We start from the raw sequence: 20,383 nt of genomic DNA, 5'->3' as shown, positions 1-20,383 counted from the left end.
AGGGATGGGAGATAAATGAAAAAGAAAATAGGTTTTCTCCTAGCCTTGATCTTATTGATTGTAGGAGCTTTCGGTCAAGCTCGCTTAGCTAGTGCAACAGGAGACGTTGGGGGTCAAGTACAAAATGACGGCGAGATTACTTTCTATGAAGAATCTACAGTTCAATCAACTGTAGCAAGTAGTGAATTGCCGAGTACAGGCGGTAAATTGCCACAAACAGGTGAAACTATAAGAAATTATAGTTTAATTGGCGGAGGGATTTTACTCGCATTGTTATTAGTTATTCTTTATCGCAGAAAAAAGGATAAAGAGAAGGGGGGAGCCGCATGATGAAAAAAAGGTTCTTTATGCGTTCCCTACTAAGCTCAATTATTCTTGGTTCATTTGTGATGGGAGCAACGCAAACTTTGGCGACATCTTCTGCTGATTCTCTCGGTGGCAGTGGCTCAGTAACTGTTGATAAGACAGATATTACAACGCCAAAAGATCCAGAAAATCCTGGAAATGAAGTTGATCCTGGACCAGGTCCATCGACAACAGGAGACTTGCGAATTGATTTTGTTTCATCTTTACGGTTTGGGGCGACTAAAATCACAGAGACTAATCGAGTATATAATTCGCTAGCACAGCTATTTTACGGTGATACTGCAGCCCGAGGATACTATATCCAAATCACCGATCAACGTGGTGGTAATCAAGGTTGGAATCTGACTTTAACACAGGATACCCAGTTTTCTAGCTCGATTATTCAAGATTTGGATAGTCAAGAATTAACCGGTGCTGTTTTATCCTTTGACCATGGTTGGGCAAATTCAGTCTTTTCTGGTGAGACCCCGACTGTTACTAGGGACACGCTTGCTATTGATGCTATGGGAACTGCTTATACAGTTGCCACTGCAACAAGTGGGCAAGGGGGAGGTACTTGGACCATAGCCTTTGGTGCATCAGAAGAAAATGTATCAGATCAAGAAAATACCTTGACTGCTTTAACAGATGCTGACGGACAAGCTCTCATAGACAGTACCTTTAATAAGCCAGTCTATGATAATTCAGCGATTCAATTGTCTGTGCCAGATACTACGAAAATTTATCCAGTGCAGTATACAACCACACTAACATGGACATTGGAAGCTACTGCCTAGAAAACTAAGAAACATCTTAAACACAACAAACTGAGGGAGACCTCATTTGTAAATAAAAAAGGGAACATATTATAGGAGGAAAACAAAATGAAATTTAAACGTTTATGTGGAGTTGCTTTAGTAGCAGCTATCGGAACAACCGTAGTAGGACCAGTTGCAGCAGGAGCAACAAATATTGCAACAGAATTAGAATCATCAGGTACAGTTACTGTTACACAGGGTGGAATTGATACACCTAACACAGATTTAGGTGACCCGGAAGATGACACAAGTAACATTGTCGTTCCAGACACAGATATCAATGAAAATCAAGATACTACTGGATCTTTGACTCTAATGCGTACAACAAATTATAACTTTAATTTAGCAGGACCTACGGGATCAGCAACTACTTTACAAAATACTGGTCAATTACAAAGTCTGTATGCTTCCCCTGTAACTGTTGAAATTTATGACAGAGGTACGCTTCCAACTGACCCTGGCTATTCTACAACTGAAGTTACTCGGGGTGCTTTAGTACAGTTTGGTGATATTGATGCTAACGCAACAACTGGTACAACAACAGTTTCAGCTGAATTAAGCACTCAGTTCACTTCAAGCACAAGTGCTCATACTTTGGAAGGTGCTACAATCACTTTCAGTAATGGACTTTTGGCAACACAAACAGTAGGAGCTGCTACTCCAACTACCTTCAATACTGGCTTTACTTTATCAGAAGGAGTTGCACAAACTGTAGTTGTGAACAATGCTGCTAATAAAGGTATCTACACTGCTGAGTTTGGACAAAGTGCTGGATATAACGAAACAGCAAACAGCTTAGGTTACACAGGTAATGCAGATACTGATTCTTCTTCAGTAATGTTAACTGTACCAGCTGCAACAACTGGTGGTATGGATGTAGGTGCTGACTATACTGCGGTTGTTACTTGGTCAATTGCTAGAACTGCATAAGAAACTAGCTAATTCAACTAAACGAGTTAAAACCTTTTGATATGGCAGGCTGATGTTTCATCAGCTTGCTATATTCTTGTTTTACAGTGATTTAAAAGTACATATATTATTTTTAATTAGTATTATCAAAAATAGATAACGAGGTTTAGCGTATGATAGTGAACAAAAATAAACTTATAAAACTAATGGGATTACTTAGTATCATTATTTCTATAATTGCATTTTTTCCACAACAAGTAAAAGCTGCGTCCGAATCAGATTCAGCATCAACCGGAAGTTTTACTTATAGTCTAGAATTTCCGGAAAATCAAACGGATACAACTTTAGGCTATTTCCATTTAATGATGGAACCCAGCCAACAGCAAACTATAAATTTAGTTTTGAGCAATCCAAGTGAGGTTGCGGTTACGGTAAACTTAGCACTGAATGGAGCTAAAACAAACCAGAATGGGGTTGTCGAGTATTCGAACTCAGAGATTGAAAATGACGCTTCTTTAGCCTTTAGTTTTACAGATATTGTCACTGGACCGGCCTCTGTCGAATTGGCTGCTGGTGAAACTAAATCGGTACCAATAGACATCCAAATGCCTGAAACAAGTTACGATGGGATTATCGCTGGTGGTGTACAAATGATGCTAGCAGACCAAGGAGAGAGTGAGAGCTCAAGCGGTGGTTCCCAAGTGGTCAATCAATACGCCTATGTTTTTTCTATTGTTTTGCAGGAAACAGATGTTGAATTGACACCAGATTTGCAATGGAACAGCGCTTATGGTGGTCAAAACAATTATCGTAATTCGATGTTCATTAATTTTTCAAACGTTGTAGCTGATTTTTTGAATAATATGAATATTGACGCAAAAATATCAGCACAAGGTAGCAGCGAAGTTCTCTATGAGTCAAGAACTACTTCTCTACGGATGGCGCCTAATTCTTTTATCGAGTATCCAATCAGTATGAACGGAGATCGGATGGAAGCAGGCATGTATACTGCGCAAGTTGTAGTTACTACGTTAGAGGGTGGGCACTGGGAATGGACAGAAGATTTCGAGATTACTGAGGATGAAGCAAATCAATATAACGAGCGTGATGTAGGTTTAGTCCAAGATACTGGTCTTGATTGGCGCTTGATAGCGGTAATCGCTGGTGGGTTTTTAGCAGTAGTTCTTTTAGCCTTCTTAGTAGTACGACAAATTCGTAAAAATAAGAAAAAAGCAAAAAAAGGCACGAAATCAAATAAGAAGAAAAAATCAACCTAATATAGAAAGGGTGACATAGATATGACTATATTAGAGTGGATCGTGATAATTGGGGCTTCAATTTTTGTTATTTGTTTTATACTACTGCTTTTCTTTCTATTCCAATTGCTTTCACAAAATAACAAATTGAAAAAAATGCCCAAAAAATTGCCTAAAAATAAGAGTAAGCGTCGGCGGATAATTAGACTAAAAAAAGAAATCAGCAAAAAAAGGAAAAGGAGTTTAGTTGGGATTGCTGTTTTTTTCATTTTAAGTGTGGCAGCAGGTGGGGGAACATATTATGCGTACTTTTACCAATCAGTCAGTTTAACTTCTGAAAATGAAAATGACATTGTTCGGTCTTATTACCTATTGAGAGATTTTCAGCAGGAATTAGAAGCTGCGGGAAATCAATCTGAAGAAGAAACAGCTAGTTTGCAAAACATTCGTTATTTAGCGACCAATTTATCAAGTTATAATACAAGTGCAGCTAGTAATTTAAACACGGTTGAGGGTCAGTCTGCATTAAATCGCTATTTTAACGCATTGTCTGAATTAGGTATCAATGCAACACGGGAAAGCCAGAATTTTTATGGAAATCCTGAATTAGTAGCTGAGTTTATCGCAGATATCGAGCGAACAATCGGTTATGAAACAACCGCCTTTGATTATTATAGAGTCAACCAATCTGCGTTAGAATCTGAATTGAGTGATGGTGAATGACCCAGACAAAGCGGAAAAAAAGAGTTAAATTGAAAAACGAAAAGAAAAAAAATGGTCGTCAAGTACCCACAGACCCGAAGAAAGAAAAACAGTCTACATTATCTAAGGGTAAGAGGGGACAAAAAAAGTCGTCAAGCAATGGATATAAAGTAACCGGAAAACAAAAGCAACGGAAAGTCTCGACTAAGAGTGGAAACCAAGTTATAAAGAATAACCGTCAACCTTCCAAAAACATTAGAAGAAAAAGTAATAAAGAAAATATGCATCTCTCTCAAAAATTGAAAAAAATTTTGAGAAGGTTAAGAACGTCATGGAAGAAACAGAGTCCACTTTTTCGTGATTTGATTTTGGCAATTTTGGGAACTTTGATAGTGTTTATGATTATTGGGAATTTTTTTATTCGAGTTACTAAGGTAGAGGGATTCAGTATGATTCCCACCCTAAGAGACGGTGATACAGTGGTTGTTCGGCGTACTAAAGAAGTTGAGCGTTTTGATTTAGTTCTTTTTCAACAAGGAGGAAAAACAGTTGTTCGGCGAGTGATAGGATTGCCCAATGAATTAATCCGCTATGAAGATGATATTTTGTATGTCGATAGTCAAGTTGTAGACGAGCCCTTTATCATCGATGAAATTAATGATGCTCAGCGGAATGAAGGGCAATATACCGAAGATTTTACGACGAGGGATATTACTGGTCAAACATACATTCCGGAGGATCGCTATCTAGTTTTAGGAGATAATCGGCAATATAGCACGGACAGCCGACAATGGGGTCTGCTGGCGAGCAATCAGGTTATTGGTGTCGTAACACTGAGACTTTTTCCGATTAATGATTTGACTAGTTTCACGATTTTTTCAGAAATTAAAATAGCTTCTGAATAGAGCTCGTATTTTATTCAAAAGTTAAATTTATGCAAGCTAACTAACCTGACATCGTTCAGGTTTTTTATTTAACATGGCAATGTTCAACTGAGGAAAATTTACAGTTGCGAGCCGAAAATCCTATAAATTCTGACAAAGAAAATGGTTACAAAAAAAGAATAATCAAAATTAACGGAATTTTCAGAATATTTGTTGACAGTGACAAAATTTTTGGTTATATTGATACACATAATATTAAGAGAAGATTAGAGGGGGATTTATAAATGAAGAAAAAATTGGCATTTTTGTTTATGGGTATGACGTTGTTGGCAGGTTGTAGTGCGGGACCGTCCAGTAGTGGTAGTGGCGGGGGAACAGCTGATTCTAGCGGAAGTGCTAGTGGTGGCAATGCTCAATCAGGCGACACTATCAAAATTGGTGTTAACTTAGAGTTGTCAGGTGCAGTAGCGGCTTACGGTACCGCTGAGGAACAAGGCATTGATTTAGCTGTTGAGCAAATTAATGCAGACGGCGGGATTGACGGCAAACAAATTGAAATCGTGAAGTATGATAATACTTCTAATAATACGGAGGCAGCGACAGTTACTGCCAACTTAACAGAAAATGACGATGTTGTAGCGATTATCGGACCAGCAACATCTGGAGCAGTTCAGTCAGCATTACCAAATGCGACAAGTGCGCAGGTGCCGATTGTGACACCTTCTGGAACAGCTGATGCGATTACTGTATCAGATAGCGGCTCCGTTCAAGAGTATGCCTTTAGATCGTGTTTCCAAGATAGCTTCCAAGGAACAGTCTTAGCACAATATGCAGAAGATACTTTGAATGCTGAAAATGTTATCATCTTAGGAGATAACTCAAGTGATTACGCAATTGGCTTGACGGATGCCTTTGAAGCAGAATTTTCCGGCAATATTGTTTCATCGGAAAACTTTACTTCCGGCGATACTGATTTCCAAACTGTTTTAACTAATATTGCTAATCAAGATTTTGATGTCTTGTATGTACCTGGCTACTATGCAGAAGCTGGTTTAATCATCAAACAAGCACGGGAAATGGGTATTACACAACCAATTATCGGAGCAGACGGCTTTGGTGATTCACAGATGGTGGATATCGCCGGTGCTAGCAATGTAACGGATGTTTATTACACAGCTCACTTCTCAGCAAATGCACCAGCAAATGATACTGTTAGCTCATTTATCTCAGCTTTTGAAGCAGAATACAGCACGACACCTTCTGCCTTCAACGCATTGGCTTACGATGCAGTTTACATGATCAAACAAGCGATTGAAGATCAAGGCTCAGCTGATTCAAATGCAATCACTGAAGGTTTAGCTTCATTAAAAGGTTTTGAAGGTGTAACAGGTACGATGACTATCGATGCCGATCACAATCCTGAAAAATCAGCAGTAGTAATTGGTTTGACTGATGGAGCAGAAACTTCTGCTGAAACAGTTGAACCTGCTTAACAATTAAAATCTGGCGACTGAGATGCTCTCGGGTGTCTCAGTTTTTGTCAGTTTAAAGGCGAAAAATAGTTTAGCTCTTACATAAATTAGTTATTGGATGTGAAAAAATATGGAAATCGTGATTCAGCAACTAGTCAACGGATTATTTCTAGGCAGTATCTATGCATTGTTGGCTTTGGGCTATACGATGGTTTATGGCATTATTAAATTGATTAACTTTGCCCACGGTGAAATTTATATGATAGGTAGTTTTGTTGGGTATTTTGTCTTGAATTATACCAATATCGGCTTCTTTCCGGCGATGATTTTGGCGATGTTCTTCTGTGCGATTTTGGGTGTGGTGATTGAGTTTCTGGCTTATCGACCATTGCGTAAGTCCACCAGAATTGCGGCATTGATTACAGCAATCGGTGTTTCGTACTTTCTACAAAATATCATGATTTATTTCTTTTCGGCCAATGTCCGTTCCTTTCCACAGGCGATTGAACGTCAGACCTTCAACTTTGGCTTTTTGCAGGTGAGTAATATTCAATTATTAATTCTCGGCACGTCAGTTTTCTTGATGCTGGTTCTGCAGTTAATCATTAAAAAAAGCCGCATGGGTAAAGCGATGCGAGCCGTGAGTGTTGATCCGGATGCTGCACAACTGATGGGAATTAATGCCAACCGCACGATTTCCTTTACCTTTGCTTTAGGTTCTGCACTGGCAGCTGCTGGTGGGATGTTGATTGGCTTGTATTATAATTCCATCACACCGACGATGGGGGTTGTGCCAGGTTTGAAGGCCTTCGTTGCGGCGGTGTTCGGCGGGATTGGTATTATTCCTGGGGCAGCCTTGGGGGGCTTTGCGATTGGTTTGATTGAAACTATTGCGACAGCACTGGGCTTCTCTGATTATCGAGATGCGGTGGTTTATGGTATTTTGATTATCATTTTGCTAGTTCGTCCAGCGGGGATTCTAGGTAAAAACATTAAAGAGAAAGTGTAGGTGGCAGCAATGAAAAAGAATTTAAAATACAATGCAGTCTGGTTGGCCATTGCCGTGGTCGCGTACATCGTTATCTTTATTGCTTATAATACTGGTTTCGTTAATTTGTTTTTAGATGCGATTATTGTGAATATCGGCATTAATATTATTTTAGCAGTTAGTCTGAACTTAATTATTGGGTACTCCGGTCAGTTTTCACTGGGGCACGCTGGTTTTATGGCGATTGGTGCTTATGCGGTCGCAATTTTGACCCGCTATAGTCCGGTCTACATCAACTTTTATGGTGGACTTGTTATCGGAATGGTAGTCGCAGGATTAATTGCACTTGTGGTTGGGATTCCGACCTTGCGCTTGAAGGGCGATTATCTAGCAATTGCCACGTTAGGTGTGTCGGAAATTATTCGAATTTTTCTTGTCAATATGCGCAGTGTCACGAATGGTCCTGCTGGGATTTTCGGACTGGCTTTGTTTACCAGCTGGGAAGTCGTCTTTATTTTCGCAGTGTTAACTATTTTAGTGGTCTCAAACTTTATCCGTTCTGGTTCAGGCCGGGCGGTGCTGTCGATTCGTGAGGATGAAATTGCTGCTGAGTCAATGGGTGTGAATACGACCAAGTACAAAGTTATCGCCTTTGTCTTAGGGGCAATGATGGCAAGTGCTGCCGGCAGTCTTTATACCGGCTATCAACAATCTGTTTTCCCAAGTGATTATGACTTTATGAAATCAATTGATATTTTGATTATTGTTGTGTTCGGCGGCATTGGTTCAACCACTGGTGCGGTGGTTGCGGCTATCGTCTTAGGTGTCTTAAATATGTACCTACAATCTTTTGGAAATCTGCGGATGATTATTTACGCATTGGCCTTGATTATCATCATGATTTTCAAACCAGGCGGGCTATTAGGCACATGGGAATTTTCTGTTAAGCGTCTCTTTAATAAGTTCACCAAAAAGGGGGAAGCGTAATGGCGTTACTTGATGTCAAACATTTAACCAAAAACTTTGGCGGACTGACGGCGGTTTCCCATGTGGATATGACTCTGGAAAATAACGAGCTGGTTGGTCTAATTGGCCCCAATGGAGCGGGGAAAACAACTTTGTTTAACCTGTTAACCGGTGTGTATGAGCCAAGCGAAGGGGACGTGCTCTTTGAAGTGAATGGCAAAGAAGAACGTTTAAACGGCATTGCTCCTTATAAAATTGCCGGCAAGGGTTTATCACGCACCTTTCAAAACATTCGTCTGTTTAAAGACTTATCAGTGATGGACAATGTGCTGATTGCCATGAACGCCAAAAATCAAGAGGGCTTTTTCAGCACGATTTTCCGTTTACCGGCCTTCTATAAAAAAGAAGCCGGCATGGAGAAAAAAGTGCATGAGCTGTTGCATATTTTTGAATTGGATAAGAAAGTCGATACGTTGGCTAAAAATCTGCCATATGGAGAACAGCGGCGCCTAGAAATTGTGAGGGCCTTGGCGACAGAACCGAAAATTTTGTTCCTGGATGAACCGGCTGCTGGTATGAATCCGCAGGAAACGGCGGATTTGACCGATTTGATTCGCAAAATTCAAAAGGATTTTGGGATTACGATTTTATTGATTGAGCATGATATGAGCTTGGTCATGGAGGTCTGCCAGCGGATTTATGTTTTGGAATACGGTCAAGTGATTGCCCACGGCACCCCAGAGGAAATCAAGAATAATCCGCGGGTGATTCAGGCTTACTTAGGAGGGGAAATCTAATGCTAAAAGTTGAAAATTTAGCTGTGCATTATGGCGTGATTCAAGCGATTCATGACGTCTCCTTTGAAGTTAACCAAGGAGAAATCGTTTCGTTAATCGGAGCCAATGGAGCCGGCAAGACCACAATTTTGCGAACCATCTCCGGTTTGATTCGACCTTCTCAAGGAAAAGTCGAATTTGAAGGCAAAGCGATCGAAAAAGCCGCCCCGCAAAAAATTGTCGCCTCTGGGTTATCACAAGTGCCTGAAGGACGTCATGTCTTTCCCGGTTTAACTGTGAAAGAAAATCTTGAAATGGGAGCTTTTCTCAGAAAAGACGCCGGTGTTAAAGACGATTACGAGCAAGTGTACCAAAAATTTCCCGTATTAAAAGAGCGTCTAAGCCAAGACGCTTCGACGCTATCTGGTGGCGAGCAGCAGATGCTGGCAATGGGGCGGGCCTTAATGTCCAAACCGAAACTGCTATTGTTAGATGAGCCGTCAATGGGCTTAGCACCAATTTTTATCAAGGAAATTTTTTCGATTATTCAAGAGATTCAGCAACAGGGCACGACGATTTTATTGATTGAACAAAATGCAAAAATGGCTTTATCGATTGCCGACCGCGGTTATGTTTTAGAAACCGGCCGGATTGTCTTGGCGGGGACTGGTGAAGAATTATTAGCCAGCGATGAAGTTAGAAAAGCTTATTTAGGAGGGTAAACGATGAGTGTTCAGGATTTTATGACCAAAGATGTGGTGACGGTCACGTCTACTACGCCAATTTTTGACGCAATTGATTTAATGAAAAAACATGATATCCACCGCCTGCCGGTCATTGATAATGGCAAATTGAGCGGTTTAATCACCGAAGGCACCATTGCGGAGGCGACACCTTCAAAGGCCACTAGCTTGAGTGTCTATGAAATGAATTATTTGCTAAATAAAACCACCGTTGGCGATGTGATGGTTAAACATGTGAAAACTACGACACCAGATGCGCTACTAGAAGATGCGATTTATGAAATGCGGGAAAACAATATCAATGTGCTGCCGGTATGTGACGGCACGCAGTTGGTGGGAATCATCACCAACAATGATATTTTTGACGCCTTCTTAAGAATCACCGGCTATAACGCCGGTGGAACAAGAATTACACTGCAGATTACCGATGATCACACCGGTGTCTTAGCAGCCATCACCAGTCTGTTAGCCGAAAAAAATTACAGCATTGCGACAATTGTCGTCAATCCGATGGAACTGTCAACAATTATCGAATTGCAAATTGAGTCCCGCAGCACAGATGAACTGCAGCAGGTATTCGAAAAAGCTGGTTATACAGTCTTAAGTGCTGTTTTGACGAATAATCATTAGTAGGTTTTCTTTGGGATTATTTTAGTTGGGTGTATTGATGAAGTGAAATGAATGCAATAATAGCTTGTTTACCCATCGGTGCTTATCGGTGGGTTCTTTGGTTTAGGAAGAGCTAAGTGTATTTTAGAGTCAACAGATTTTAAAACGAGTTAACTGTAAGAAATTGCGGAGATTGCTGAAAAATTAGCAGTGTTAACTGCAAGCCAACTAGCCCATTTTACCAACAAACTAAATTCCAAAATCAACCTTCTACAAATCACTTCCACAAGTCGCTACCTTAACTTACAAAAAATATCTTTAAGAAATAATTTAAAAATCAACCAAAGCGACTTGATTGGAATTCAACGTGTCCTCAGCTATGATTAAGAAAAGAGATGGACAAGGAGCTAGTTATGAAGACAGATCAAGAGAAGCGACGGGTTTTAGACAGACTTGTTGCCCATTATGGAAGGCAGGACTGGTGGTCCAGTGAAAATTTTATTCAAGATTGGGTGTCAATGATTTTAATTCAGCAGACGACTTCTGCCAACGCAGATCGGGCGCTAACTAATTTAGCCGGAAAATTTGATGCCCAGACGCTTCTAAATATGCCGATGGAAGAATTACAGGAATTGATTCGTCCAGCAGGCTTTTTTAAAAGTAAAAGCCAATATATTAAAAACATTATGGCCTTCTATCTTGAGCACGGTGGCGACTTAGCAGCCTTTGAAAATGTTGCTACAGAAGATTTGCGCAAGCAGCTGTTGGCGATTAAAGGTATCGGCGAGGAGACTGCCGATGCCAGCCTTTTGTATGTTTTTAAGCGGAAGGTCTTCATTGCTGATCAATATGCACTGCGGTTGTTTAATCGTTTAGGCTTTGGACCGTATAAAACTTATCGTGAGTTGCGACAGGATTTTATGCCTTTGGTGGAAGAAAAAGATGTCGACTTGAAATTGTGCCAAGAGTGGCATGCAGTGATTGATGTTCATGGCAAGCATTTTCGTAGTCAAAAGGAAATGGATGAAAGCTGGCTAATGGTGGATTAACTTTTGTTTTCTTTGAATTGTGCTATAGTAAGACAAGATAACAAAGGGGGTGGTCATATGGTACGGTCTGTATCGATCGAATTGGCCAAATTGTCAAAAGAAAAATAAGGCTGCTGAAGGTGTTTCCTGCGGCAGTCTACCACAGAAAAGAGGAAACCCAATGAAAACTGAAATTTATCCTCATCAATACTTTGCTTTAAAAAAGCAAGTGGATGATTTAATAAATGTTTATCAATCAGTGAGTGATTTGAAAACTGTTGCGACAATGCAAAGCCTGATTTTTGAGCGCATTGATCAAATTTTTCCAGAAAAATTTGCTGAAATTGAAGCTCTTAAAGAATTTATTTTGGACAAGACCTTATCCAAAGCTAAAGCACAAGCTTATTTAGAAGATTTGAAGACCATCGTTATTCCCTTTGAAACGCCTAGCAACAAGCAAGTTGAGAAGGTTTTTCGCAAAGTCAAAAAACTGCATGTGCCGATTTTGGATAAGCTGGATTTAAAGGAGCATACCTATATTGGTTGGAATGATCTCGGCAGCCAAAGAAAATATCTGATGCTCTATCAAGATCAACGGTTGACGGGCATATACGGCAGCTTTTCACCGAATATTTTGCAAAATGTCTGCACGATTTGCAATCATGTCAGCAATGTTGCGATGTTTTTAGCCACCACAAAATCCGGTGGTGATGGCACCTACACCAAAAAAGGCAATTACATCTGCGTTGACAGTGACCAATGCAATCGGCAACTGTTTGAATTAGCGCCGCTCCATGAGTTTGTTGTGAAGATGCAGGAGAGTAAATAACGATAATTAGCTTTTTTCAAAGATGGCTGTGATACAAGTTTTCTGCAATGAAATATTCGAATAATAGTATATCTGTCTTTGTACTCCGTATGGTTGCGAGACAGAAATCACATGTCTTCTGAAAATTTAGTGAGCTATGGCGCAAAATGACACAATTTTGTAATTCTTAGAGAATATTGTTTGGAAAAAATCATTGCTGGATTAACGTGTATTGCAACCATCTTTTTGATTTATTCAAGAATTTTGCCAGCCGAGATACAAAAATAAAAATCACTAAAAAATTTAGTTGTTTTTAGCTAAATTATAGCCGCTATAAAAATAATTTGCTACAATGGAGCAGTAGAGGTGAAGAAGATGAAAGTTTTAATTTCAGATATCGCAAAGAAGGCTGGCGTCTCCAGCGGGACTGTCTCCAATGCTTTAAATAATCGCAAGGGAATCAGCGAAGAAAAAAAACAGACTATTATTCAAATTGCAACGGATATGGGCTATTTTCGTCAGAAGGAAAATCGTGAGAGTCGTGAGTTAAAAATTCGTTTAGTGATTTTAAATAATCAGCGAAATGTCGTGGGGGATACGCCTTTTTTTTCTGAATTGATTAGAGGTATTGAAATGGAATGCCGCAGTCTCGGCTACGAGCTGTCGATCAATCATGTGGACATGGGAGCCGACGACGATCTTGCGGATGTTTTAAATCAAGAGGCTAGCGGTGTCCTCGTTTTAGGTACCGAGTTGGAGAAGGATGATTTAGAAAAATTTTCTCAACTGAATAAACCAGTGGTCTTCTTAGATACAGTCTTTCGCACCCAACAGCATGATTTTGTCGCCATTAACAATGCCGACAGTGCTTATGAGATTGTCGAATTATTAATCCGCAATGGTCATAAAAAAATCGGTATCATCAATTCGGCTTTTCAGATTAATAATTTTCGGGAACGTAAACAAGGCTTTATCCAAGCCATCAATGACTACGGCTTGATTTTTTACGAAGAGATGGAAGCGTTGGTGGAGCCGACTCTTGAAGGGGCCTATCACGACATGAAAAACTTTTTAGCTGCTTGTTTAGCAGAAAAGGCCACATTGCCAACAGCCTTTTTTGCAGTGAATGATAATATTGCTATCGGTGCTATGCGGGCCATTGAGGAATATGGCCTTAAAGAGGAATTATCAATTGTCGGTTTTGATGATATTCCTCTGTCGGAATTTTGTAATCCGCCATTAACGACCATCAAAGTTGATAAAGTCAACTTGGGTAAACAGGGAATTCAGCGTTTAATTTTTAAAATTGATGGACAAACGAGTTCATCACTAAAAATTTTAGTTGGCACCTCGATTGTTGAACGGCAAAGTGTTCAACAAATTTCAGCAGATTAAAGATTAATTCGTGGCTATTTATAAGCTGTGCAACCAGATTCTAGTGCTGGTTGTACAGCTTTTTTATTGTCACGAAAATCTACTAAAAAACTATTTTACAAAATTATTGCTAAATATTTTAGATAAATTTTTAGTTTTATGTTGCAAAATAAATTTAGTGATGGTATTCTTAGTTCATCAAGTAAAGGGTTACAAAAAAATGTAACTGAAAAGGATGTGATAATTTGTGTTGAAAATTGGTGTCTTTTGTGTAGCAGGTGTCTCAACAGCAGTGCTCCTCCACAAACTTCAAAATGAATTATCTGCACGAAATATGAGAGCGGAATTATTAGCGGCTCCGATTGCCGATGTTTTTTCAAAGGGTCAGCAGATGGATGTGATTTTATTGAGCCCCCATGCCCGTTTTAATTTTAAAAAGGTTGAAAGCGTTTATCCCGATAAGCCAATCCTGTTAATGAAGAATCAGGATTATCAAAAAATGAACACTGAAAATATTGTGAATCAACTAATGGCAACTTTAACTATCAGACAGGCAAAATAAGGAGATGGAAAATTTGGATCAAGTAACGATTGGCTTTGCGCCAACCCGCAGAAATTTATTCAGCGCAGAAGCGGCGATTGAATATGCAAATTTAACAAGAGAAAAGCTCAAGGAATTGAAGATAAACTTTGTTGATATTTTAGATATTAATGAAGACGGTCTCATTTACGATGATCAGGGTGTTGAAAAAGCCGCTGAGAAATTTAAAGCTGCTAAAATTGACGGATTGTTTATTGCCAATGAAAATTTTGGGACGGAATACGCTGTTGCACGTTTAGCAAAAAAACTTGATGTGCCAGTATTGCTTTGGGGACCAATGGACGAACCGCCGGCTGAAGACGGTTCCCGTTTAAGAGATACCCAATGCGGCCTGTTTGCAATCGGCAAAGTGTTGCGCCGCTTCAAAGTGCCATTTACTTATATTAAAAATTCAGAAATTGATTCGGCAGCCTTTGCTCAAGGCGTACAAGATTTTATCAAAGTCTGTAATGTCGTGAAAACCTTCAATAATACTCGCATTCTGCAGGTGGGGCCAAGGCCTTTTGATTTTTGGACGGTTATCTGTAATGAGGGTGAATTGTTGGAACGGTTTAACATTCAACTTTCTCCGATTCCATTGCCGGAATTAATGGAGGAAATCAATCGAGTAAAGGCAGAAAATTATCCGGCTGTCCAACAGACGATTGATTATTTTACGGAAAATACGGAAGTGCAAATTACCGCTGAACAATTAGAAATGGTAGCAGCTTTAAAAGTGGCCTTGCAAAGTCTCTGTGAAAAATATGGTTGTAATGCCGGTGTGATTCAATGCTGGACGGCTTTACAAGATTTAATTGGTATTTTGCCTTATGCGTCATTGTCTTTACTGCAGGAGGAAGGAATTCCCTTTGTCTGTGAGACCGATGTTCATGGGGCGATTTCAGAATTATTGGTAGAGGCCGCTTCTTTAGGCGAACATCGGGCTATCTTCGCTGATGTTAACTGTCGCCATCCAGAAAATGAAAATGCCGAATTATTGCAGCACTTAGGTGTCTTTGCTTATCAAACAGCTGAGACTAAACCGATTTTACCGCCGCGTCATTTTGTGTTTGATTATCCTGGCTCAGTCGCCTTTAGAGCCATTAAAGATGAATATACCTTATGCCGTTTTGACGGTGATAACGGCGAGTATTCTCTTTTAATGGGGACTGCCAAAGGAACAGACGGTCCTTTTAATCAAGGGACTTATCTGTATTTGGAATTTGAAAACTTGAATCGTATGGAATTTAAGTTTGTCGAAGGGCCTTACATTCACCATGTGGCGGCTGTTAGAAAAAATGTTGTACCGATTTTATATGAAGCGTGTAAATATTTAGGCGTGGCACCGGACTTCTATGATCCGATTGAAGAAGATGTCAAGGCTTACTTAAGGGGAGATACTGTATGACCGCTGATGTGAAGGCGTTAGAAAAAAAAGCTGTTGAACTGCGTAAGCGGACGTTCCAATTAGTTTATGAAGGGAAAACTGGTCACACCGGTTCTGATTTATCCTGTGCCGATATTTTAACGGCTTTGTATTTTCAAGTGTTAAATGTAGACGCCAAAAATCCCGAGAATCCTAATCGTGATCGCTACATCCAAAGTAAGGGCCACGCTGTTGAAATTTTGTGGACAACCTTGGCAGCGAAGGGCTTTATTGATGAAGCTGAATTAAATACTTTTTCTCAATTCAAATCTCGTTTAATTGGCCATCCCAATAATCAAGTGGATGGTATCGAAATGAATACAGGCTCCTTGGGTCACGGCTTGGCTGTTTCCACCGGTATTGCACTAGCCGGTAAAATGGATCAAAAAAATTATAAAACTTACACCTTGATGGGGGACGGCGAATTAGCGGAAGGCTCCGTCTGGGAAGCTGCGATGGCGGCCGCCAATTACAAATTGAAAAATTTGACGGCCATTATTGACCACAACGGCTTGCAAATTTCTGGTAAGACTGTTGATGTTATGAACTCAGAGCCTCTGAAAGAAAAATGGCAAGCGTTTGGTTGGCATGTGATTGAAGTTGACGGTAACAATATGGCGGAATTATTAGCCGCCTTTGACTCTGACGAAAATGGCGAGAAACCGAAAATGATTATCGCCAACACGATTAAAGGTAAGGGCGTGTCCTTTGCAGAAAACCAAGCCGGCTGGCATCACAAAGTGCCGACTGACGAGCAATATCAACAGGCCATGGCCGAATTTGATCAGCAATTGGAGGCGTTAAAATGAATACAATTCCCAATCGCCAAGCGATGTGTGATGTTTTAATCGCAGAAGGTAAAAAAAATCCTGATTTAGTGGTGTTGACGAGCGACTCGCGGGGTTCAGCTTCAATGACTGAATTTGCCAATCAATTGCCTGAGCAATTAGTCGAAGTGGGTATCGCCGAACAAAATATTGTTGGCATTGCAGCAGGCTTAGCTCATTCAGGCAAGCAGCCATTCGTCACATCACCGGCCGCATTCCTCAGTATGCGCAGCATCGAGCAGGTCAAAGTTGACGTGGCGTATTCCGATACCAATGTCAAATTAGTGGGCATCAGCGGCGGCGTCAGTTACGGCGCTTTAGGCATGAGCCATCATTCGCTACAGGATTTCGCCGTGACACGGGCGATTCCTAATCTACAAGTATTAGCGCCGGCTGACCGTTTTGAAACGGCAGCCATGATGAAGGCTCTCGCTAAAAGTCATCAACCGGCCTATATTCGAATTGGCCGCAATCCAGTCGCTGATTGCTATACATCAGATGATTATGGCTTTGAAATTGGTAAAGCGGTGGTGATGCGTGAAGGCCAAGACGTCACTCTAGTGGGCATCGGTGAAACAGTCCGCCAAGTGTTAGACGCAGCCGAGATTTTAGCAGCGGCCGGGATTGCTGCTGAGGTCATCAATGTTCACTCATTAAAACCTTTTGATGCCGCAACTATCATTCAATCCGCTAGCAAAACGAAAAAAATTATCACAGTGGAAGAACACAGTCCATATGGTGGCCTTGGTTCAGCCGTAGCGGAAACATTATGTGAATTAACCGATATCAGACAAAAAATTATCGCTTTACCGGATGAAGAATTAATCACCGGAGATTCAAAGGAAGTCTTTGAATATTACGGACTCACTGGCAGCAAGATTGCTAAAGCAGTTCAAAAATTTTAGGAGATGACGCTGATGGAATATCGAATTGTTATAGATCAGAGTACATCTGGAACGAAAGCCTTATTAGTCAATACAGCAGAAACAGTTCAAATTTTAAGTCGTTTGGATTTGCCCCACCGCCAGCTCTATCCGCAAAAGGGCTGGGTGGAACACGATCCAATCGAAATTATCAGTAATGTTAAAGAACTGATTGAAAAAACACTGCTGAAAAATAATTTACGCTCCGATCAAATTAAAAGTTTATCCATCACCAATCAGCGGGAATCGGTTGTGATTTGGGATAAACGCACCGGCGAACTACATACCAATGTGATGGTGTGGCAGTGTAACCGGGGTTTAGAAATTTGTAATCGATTACAGGAGGCGGGTTACAATCACCTAGTTAATCAGAAAACCGGCTTGACAATTGACCCGTACTTTTCAGCCTCTAAACTAAAATGGTTTTTTGACAGCCATCAGTTAAATGAGCTGCAATTGAAAGATTTGGCTATCGGCACCATCGATACTTGGCTAGTGTGGAATCTTACAGAAGGTAGTAGCTACTTAAGCGATGTCAGCAATGCCTGCCGAACTTTATTGTTCAATATTTTTGAGCAAAGCTGGGATACCGATTTGTTAAACTTATTCAATGTTCCGCAAAATGTTTTACCGGAAGTTGTCGACTCGGTTTATGATTTTGGCAGTTACTTGGACATTCCGATTGTCTCAATTGTGGCGGATTCGCAAGCCGCCCTCTATGGTCATCAATGCAATACCCCCGGCAAAGCCAAAGCCACTCTAGGTACTGGCTGTTCTGTCTTGATGAATATTGGGCCCGAGGTGAAACAGGTCAATGAAAAAATTTTAACAACGATTGCTTGGCGAGAAAGTGGCGTCACCACTTATGCTTTAGAAGGCGTGATACGTTCCTTTGGCGACATTTTAAATTGGGAGCAGGATACCTTGCAATTATTTGATGATGTACAAACAGCCTCTGAAGAAGCGTTAGCGCTGAAAGATAATGGCGGCGTTTACTTTGTGCCAGCGCTAGAAGGTTTAGGCGCACCTTTTTGGGAACCTGGCCGAGAAGCGGCCTTTGAAGGAATTTCCCGCAATACTACAAAAAAACATTTAATTCGTGCCAGCTTTGAAGCGATGCTCTTTCAAATTCGCGCAGTCATCGACGCCTTTGAAGAAAGCTGCGGTGTCACATTGGCTGAGCTGCATGTTGACGGCGGCGCCAGCAAAAATCCATTGCTTATGCAATTATTATCAGATATCACCCAAAAGACTATCATCAGCGGCGAAGTGGAAGAAATTTCCGCTGTCGGCACTTTGGCAATTATTGGCGAAACCATGCAAAACGCTGCAATCAATCATAAGTTTGAGCCTGTTGGTGAATTTGAAGCAGAGTATCAGAAATGGTTGGGGATTGTGGAGCGGAGAACAACAGTGACGGTTGAAGTTTAAGCAAGAACTATTATTGAAAAATAAGGAGGATTTTGTACATGCTTGAGAAAAAAAGAACAGTAATAACCACTGACGGTGAAGTCGATGATATGAATTCGTTTCTTCGCTACCTACTTTACAGTAATGAAATTGACACGGCTGGAATTGTTTTAACTAGCTCCGTTTATCATTATGCTGGAGATGAAGAGAAGGGCATCGAACCTTATCGTTGGACTGGGGAAAGCTGGGTCAATGAATTTATCGATGAATATGCGAAAGTTTATCCTAACTTGCAAGTCCATGACAAAAGCTATCCAACCCCTGAGTTCCTCCACAGCATCTATCACATTGGGAATATCAGCTATAAAGGTGAGATGGAAAAAGAAACTGCTGGCTCACGTTTTTTAGAAACGTTGTTTTTAGATGATGACCCTCGCACGCTATACGTTCAGACTTGGGGCGGGACTAATACAACAGCACGGGCTTTAAAATCGATTGAAGAACGCTTTGGCCAGCAAGCAGATTGGCAGGCAATCAAACAAAAAATTGAAGATAAGTTAGTTGTTTACATTATCTTGGATCAAGACGAAACTTATAGTGATTATATTGCTAAAGAATGGAATATCAAAGTAATCAATGACCAATACAATTTCTGGCATTTTGCCTATCTATGGAAAGCAGAAGATGACAATGTCACCACTCGTCTACAAGCAGACTGGAATTATGACTTGAAAATGAATTTTGGCCCATTGTTAAAAAAATATGCTTTGATGGCCGATGGTAATGTTCTTGAAGGAGAACTTGCTGAAGAACAGCGGGGTGTTCAAACCTACATTGATCAAAACCCTGAATATCAAAAATACGATTTTATTTCTGAAGGAGATTCCCCGTCATTCTTTTATCTTTTTGAAAACGGGTTAAGAAACAGTGAAGATCCAACATATGGCGGTTGGGGCGGTCGCTTCATTAAGAAAAATGAAGATTTGTTTATCAACGAGGCACTTGATTGGAACCCCTACACCAAGCAATACGAAGCTGAATATAGCTTGACTCGTTGGTTTGATGATATTCAAGATGATTTCAAAGCAAGGGCAAAATGGTGTGTTGCTGAAACACTCGAAGAAGCGGCTCATTATCCAATAGCAACAGTTAAGGAAGGTCTTGATTTAACAGCAAGTGCTGGCAGTCAGGTGAAATTGACTGCAGAAGCTAAAGATGTCAACGGCAGTCAACTATATTATAAATGGTGGTACTATCCAGAAGCATCCACCTATCGTGATGCGAGCAGCTTAAAACCAATTGTCGAAAAAATTTCTGGGATGGCGATTAATTGTCATGCTGAGGGTACAAAGGAAGCCTACAGTTACGTAAATATTGAAAACGATTTTACGCCACAATCAGTAGTGCATATCCCTAAAGATGCCCAACCCGGTGAAACAATTCATATTATTTTAGAAGTCTTAAACGATTTTGATTTACCACTGAAAAGTTATCAAAGAGTTATTATCACTGTCAAATAAAGGTTTGAAAAGGAGAAAA

The 20,383-nt window shown here is 40.4% G+C and carries 21 protein-coding genes; all 21 read left to right on the top strand.

What is annotated here, in order from left to right:
- Window positions 1–15: 15 nt before the first annotated feature.
- On the top strand, window positions 16–330 hold the full coding sequence (locus ORH16_RS04110) for an LPXTG cell wall anchor domain-containing protein (RefSeq protein ID WP_265456472.1): 315 nt from the start codon (window positions 16–18) through the stop codon (window positions 328–330).
- A complete protein-coding gene (locus ORH16_RS04105) occupies window positions 327–1,142 on the top strand; it encodes a WxL domain-containing protein (protein ID WP_265456470.1) in 816 nt (271 codons plus the stop codon). Before ORH16_RS04110 ends, ORH16_RS04105 begins: the two co-directional genes overlap by 4 nt.
- Window positions 1,143–1,229: 87 nt before the next feature.
- On the top strand, window positions 1,230–2,093 hold the full coding sequence (locus ORH16_RS04100; RefSeq protein WP_265456469.1) for a WxL domain-containing protein: 864 nt from the start codon (window positions 1,230–1,232) through the stop codon (window positions 2,091–2,093).
- Window positions 2,094–2,245: 152 nt separating this feature from the next.
- Window positions 2,246–3,349 (top strand): DUF916 and DUF3324 domain-containing protein, encoded by a 1,104-nt coding sequence (locus ORH16_RS04095; RefSeq protein WP_265456467.1) that lies wholly within the window; start codon window positions 2,246–2,248, stop codon window positions 3,347–3,349.
- A gap of 135 nt (window positions 3,350–3,484) precedes the next feature.
- A complete protein-coding gene (locus ORH16_RS04090; protein ID WP_265456465.1) occupies window positions 3,485–4,051 on the top strand; it encodes a hypothetical protein in 567 nt (188 codons plus the stop codon).
- Window positions 4,048–4,935 carry a signal peptidase I gene (gene lepB, locus ORH16_RS04085; RefSeq protein WP_322597281.1) on the top strand — a complete coding sequence of 296 codons (888 nt, stop codon included), beginning with the start codon at window positions 4,048–4,050 and terminating at the stop codon, window positions 4,933–4,935. Before ORH16_RS04090 ends, lepB begins: the two co-directional genes overlap by 4 nt.
- A gap of 263 nt (window positions 4,936–5,198) precedes the next feature.
- On the top strand, window positions 5,199–6,407 hold the full coding sequence (locus tag ORH16_RS04080; protein ID WP_265456463.1) for an ABC transporter substrate-binding protein: 1,209 nt from the start codon (window positions 5,199–5,201) through the stop codon (window positions 6,405–6,407).
- 109 nt (window positions 6,408–6,516) lie between these two features.
- Window positions 6,517–7,395, top strand: a complete 879-nt coding sequence (locus ORH16_RS04075; protein ID WP_265456462.1) for a branched-chain amino acid ABC transporter permease — start codon at window positions 6,517–6,519, stop codon at window positions 7,393–7,395.
- A 9-nt stretch (window positions 7,396–7,404) separates the two neighbouring features.
- Window positions 7,405–8,361 carry a branched-chain amino acid ABC transporter permease gene (locus tag ORH16_RS04070; RefSeq protein WP_265456460.1) on the top strand — a complete coding sequence of 319 codons (957 nt, stop codon included), beginning with the start codon at window positions 7,405–7,407 and terminating at the stop codon, window positions 8,359–8,361.
- Complete coding sequence (locus ORH16_RS04065) at window positions 8,361–9,137, top strand: ABC transporter ATP-binding protein (RefSeq protein ID WP_265456459.1); 777 nt, start codon at window positions 8,361–8,363, stop codon at window positions 9,135–9,137. Before ORH16_RS04070 ends, ORH16_RS04065 begins: the two co-directional genes overlap by 1 nt.
- The gene (locus tag ORH16_RS04060) at window positions 9,137–9,838 is read left to right on the top strand and encodes an ABC transporter ATP-binding protein (protein WP_265456457.1); all 702 of its coding nucleotides are present in this window, start codon (window positions 9,137–9,139) and stop codon (window positions 9,836–9,838) included. Before ORH16_RS04065 ends, ORH16_RS04060 begins: the two co-directional genes overlap by 1 nt.
- 3 nt (window positions 9,839–9,841) lie before the next feature.
- On the top strand, window positions 9,842–10,489 hold the full coding sequence (locus tag ORH16_RS04055) for a CBS domain-containing protein (RefSeq protein ID WP_265456455.1): 648 nt from the start codon (window positions 9,842–9,844) through the stop codon (window positions 10,487–10,489).
- 392 nt (window positions 10,490–10,881) lie between these two features.
- Window positions 10,882–11,517, top strand: coding sequence for an endonuclease III domain-containing protein (locus ORH16_RS04050; RefSeq protein WP_265456453.1), 636 nt, complete (start codon window positions 10,882–10,884; stop codon window positions 11,515–11,517).
- A gap of 160 nt (window positions 11,518–11,677) precedes the next feature.
- A complete protein-coding gene (locus ORH16_RS04045; protein WP_265456452.1) occupies window positions 11,678–12,325 on the top strand; it encodes a FusB/FusC family EF-G-binding protein in 648 nt (215 codons plus the stop codon).
- A gap of 354 nt (window positions 12,326–12,679) precedes the next feature.
- The gene (locus ORH16_RS04040) at window positions 12,680–13,699 is read left to right on the top strand and encodes a LacI family DNA-binding transcriptional regulator (RefSeq protein ID WP_265456661.1); all 1,020 of its coding nucleotides are present in this window, start codon (window positions 12,680–12,682) and stop codon (window positions 13,697–13,699) included.
- Window positions 13,700–13,925: 226 nt separating this feature from the next.
- The gene (locus tag ORH16_RS04035; RefSeq protein ID WP_265456450.1) at window positions 13,926–14,240 is read left to right on the top strand and encodes a PTS sugar transporter subunit IIB; all 315 of its coding nucleotides are present in this window, start codon (window positions 13,926–13,928) and stop codon (window positions 14,238–14,240) included.
- Between the two features lie 13 nt (window positions 14,241–14,253).
- A complete protein-coding gene (locus ORH16_RS04030; protein ID WP_265456449.1) occupies window positions 14,254–15,666 on the top strand; it encodes an L-fucose/L-arabinose isomerase family protein in 1,413 nt (470 codons plus the stop codon).
- The gene (locus ORH16_RS04025; RefSeq protein ID WP_265456447.1) at window positions 15,663–16,493 is read left to right on the top strand and encodes a transketolase; all 831 of its coding nucleotides are present in this window, start codon (window positions 15,663–15,665) and stop codon (window positions 16,491–16,493) included. The genes ORH16_RS04030 and ORH16_RS04025 overlap by 4 nt, the downstream gene beginning before the upstream one ends.
- The gene (locus tag ORH16_RS04020; protein WP_265456445.1) at window positions 16,490–17,416 is read left to right on the top strand and encodes a transketolase family protein; all 927 of its coding nucleotides are present in this window, start codon (window positions 16,490–16,492) and stop codon (window positions 17,414–17,416) included. The genes ORH16_RS04025 and ORH16_RS04020 overlap by 4 nt, the downstream gene beginning before the upstream one ends.
- 12 nt (window positions 17,417–17,428) lie before the next feature.
- Window positions 17,429–18,865 (top strand): FGGY family carbohydrate kinase, encoded by a 1,437-nt coding sequence (locus tag ORH16_RS04015; protein WP_265456444.1) that lies wholly within the window; start codon window positions 17,429–17,431, stop codon window positions 18,863–18,865.
- 38 nt (window positions 18,866–18,903) lie between these two features.
- A complete protein-coding gene (locus tag ORH16_RS04010) occupies window positions 18,904–20,364 on the top strand; it encodes a DUF1593 domain-containing protein (protein WP_265456442.1) in 1,461 nt (486 codons plus the stop codon).
- Window positions 20,365–20,383 lie beyond the last annotated feature (19 nt).

Origin of the sequence: Enterococcus sp. HY326, assembly GCF_026157065.1 — a bacterium.
Lineage (GTDB): Bacteria > Bacillota > Bacilli > Lactobacillales > Enterococcaceae > HY326.
The sequence above is the reverse complement of the archived record's forward strand: the minus strand, read 5'-3'. Positions and strand labels throughout refer to the sequence as shown.

Excerpts from the sequence above, each read along its gene's own strand:
- ORH16_RS04110 (WP_265456472.1), top strand. The coding sequence starts at position 16 with ATGAAAAAGAAAATAGGTTTTCTCCTAGCCTTGATCTTATTGATTGTA.
- ORH16_RS04105 (WP_265456470.1), top strand. The coding sequence starts at position 327 with ATGATGAAAAAAAGGTTCTTTATGCGTTCCCTACTAAGCTCAATTATT.
- ORH16_RS04095 (WP_265456467.1), top strand. The coding sequence starts at position 2,246 with ATGATAGTGAACAAAAATAAACTTATAAAACTAATGGGATTACTTAGT.
- ORH16_RS04015 (WP_265456444.1), top strand. The coding sequence starts at position 17,429 with ATGGAATATCGAATTGTTATAGATCAGAGTACATCTGGAACGAAAGCC.
- ORH16_RS04010 (WP_265456442.1), top strand. The coding sequence starts at position 18,904 with ATGCTTGAGAAAAAAAGAACAGTAATAACCACTGACGGTGAAGTCGAT.
- ORH16_RS04100 (WP_265456469.1), top strand. The coding sequence starts at position 1,230 with ATGAAATTTAAACGTTTATGTGGAGTTGCTTTAGTAGCAGCTATCGGA.
- lepB (WP_322597281.1), top strand. The coding sequence starts at position 4,048 with ATGACCCAGACAAAGCGGAAAAAAAGAGTTAAATTGAAAAACGAAAAG.
- ORH16_RS04025 (WP_265456447.1), top strand. The coding sequence starts at position 15,663 with ATGACCGCTGATGTGAAGGCGTTAGAAAAAAAAGCTGTTGAACTGCGT.
- ORH16_RS04075 (WP_265456462.1), top strand. The coding sequence starts at position 6,517 with ATGGAAATCGTGATTCAGCAACTAGTCAACGGATTATTTCTAGGCAGT.
- ORH16_RS04090 (WP_265456465.1), top strand. The coding sequence starts at position 3,485 with ATGCCCAAAAAATTGCCTAAAAATAAGAGTAAGCGTCGGCGGATAATT.
- ORH16_RS04060 (WP_265456457.1), top strand. The coding sequence starts at position 9,137 with ATGCTAAAAGTTGAAAATTTAGCTGTGCATTATGGCGTGATTCAAGCG.
- ORH16_RS04080 (WP_265456463.1), top strand. The coding sequence starts at position 5,199 with ATGAAGAAAAAATTGGCATTTTTGTTTATGGGTATGACGTTGTTGGCA.
- ORH16_RS04050 (WP_265456453.1), top strand. The coding sequence starts at position 10,882 with ATGAAGACAGATCAAGAGAAGCGACGGGTTTTAGACAGACTTGTTGCC.
- ORH16_RS04020 (WP_265456445.1), top strand. The coding sequence starts at position 16,490 with ATGAATACAATTCCCAATCGCCAAGCGATGTGTGATGTTTTAATCGCA.
- ORH16_RS04045 (WP_265456452.1), top strand. The coding sequence starts at position 11,678 with ATGAAAACTGAAATTTATCCTCATCAATACTTTGCTTTAAAAAAGCAA.
- ORH16_RS04070 (WP_265456460.1), top strand. The coding sequence starts at position 7,405 with ATGAAAAAGAATTTAAAATACAATGCAGTCTGGTTGGCCATTGCCGTG.
- ORH16_RS04065 (WP_265456459.1), top strand. The coding sequence starts at position 8,361 with ATGGCGTTACTTGATGTCAAACATTTAACCAAAAACTTTGGCGGACTG.
- ORH16_RS04055 (WP_265456455.1), top strand. The coding sequence starts at position 9,842 with ATGAGTGTTCAGGATTTTATGACCAAAGATGTGGTGACGGTCACGTCT.
- ORH16_RS04040 (WP_265456661.1), top strand. The coding sequence starts at position 12,680 with ATGAAAGTTTTAATTTCAGATATCGCAAAGAAGGCTGGCGTCTCCAGC.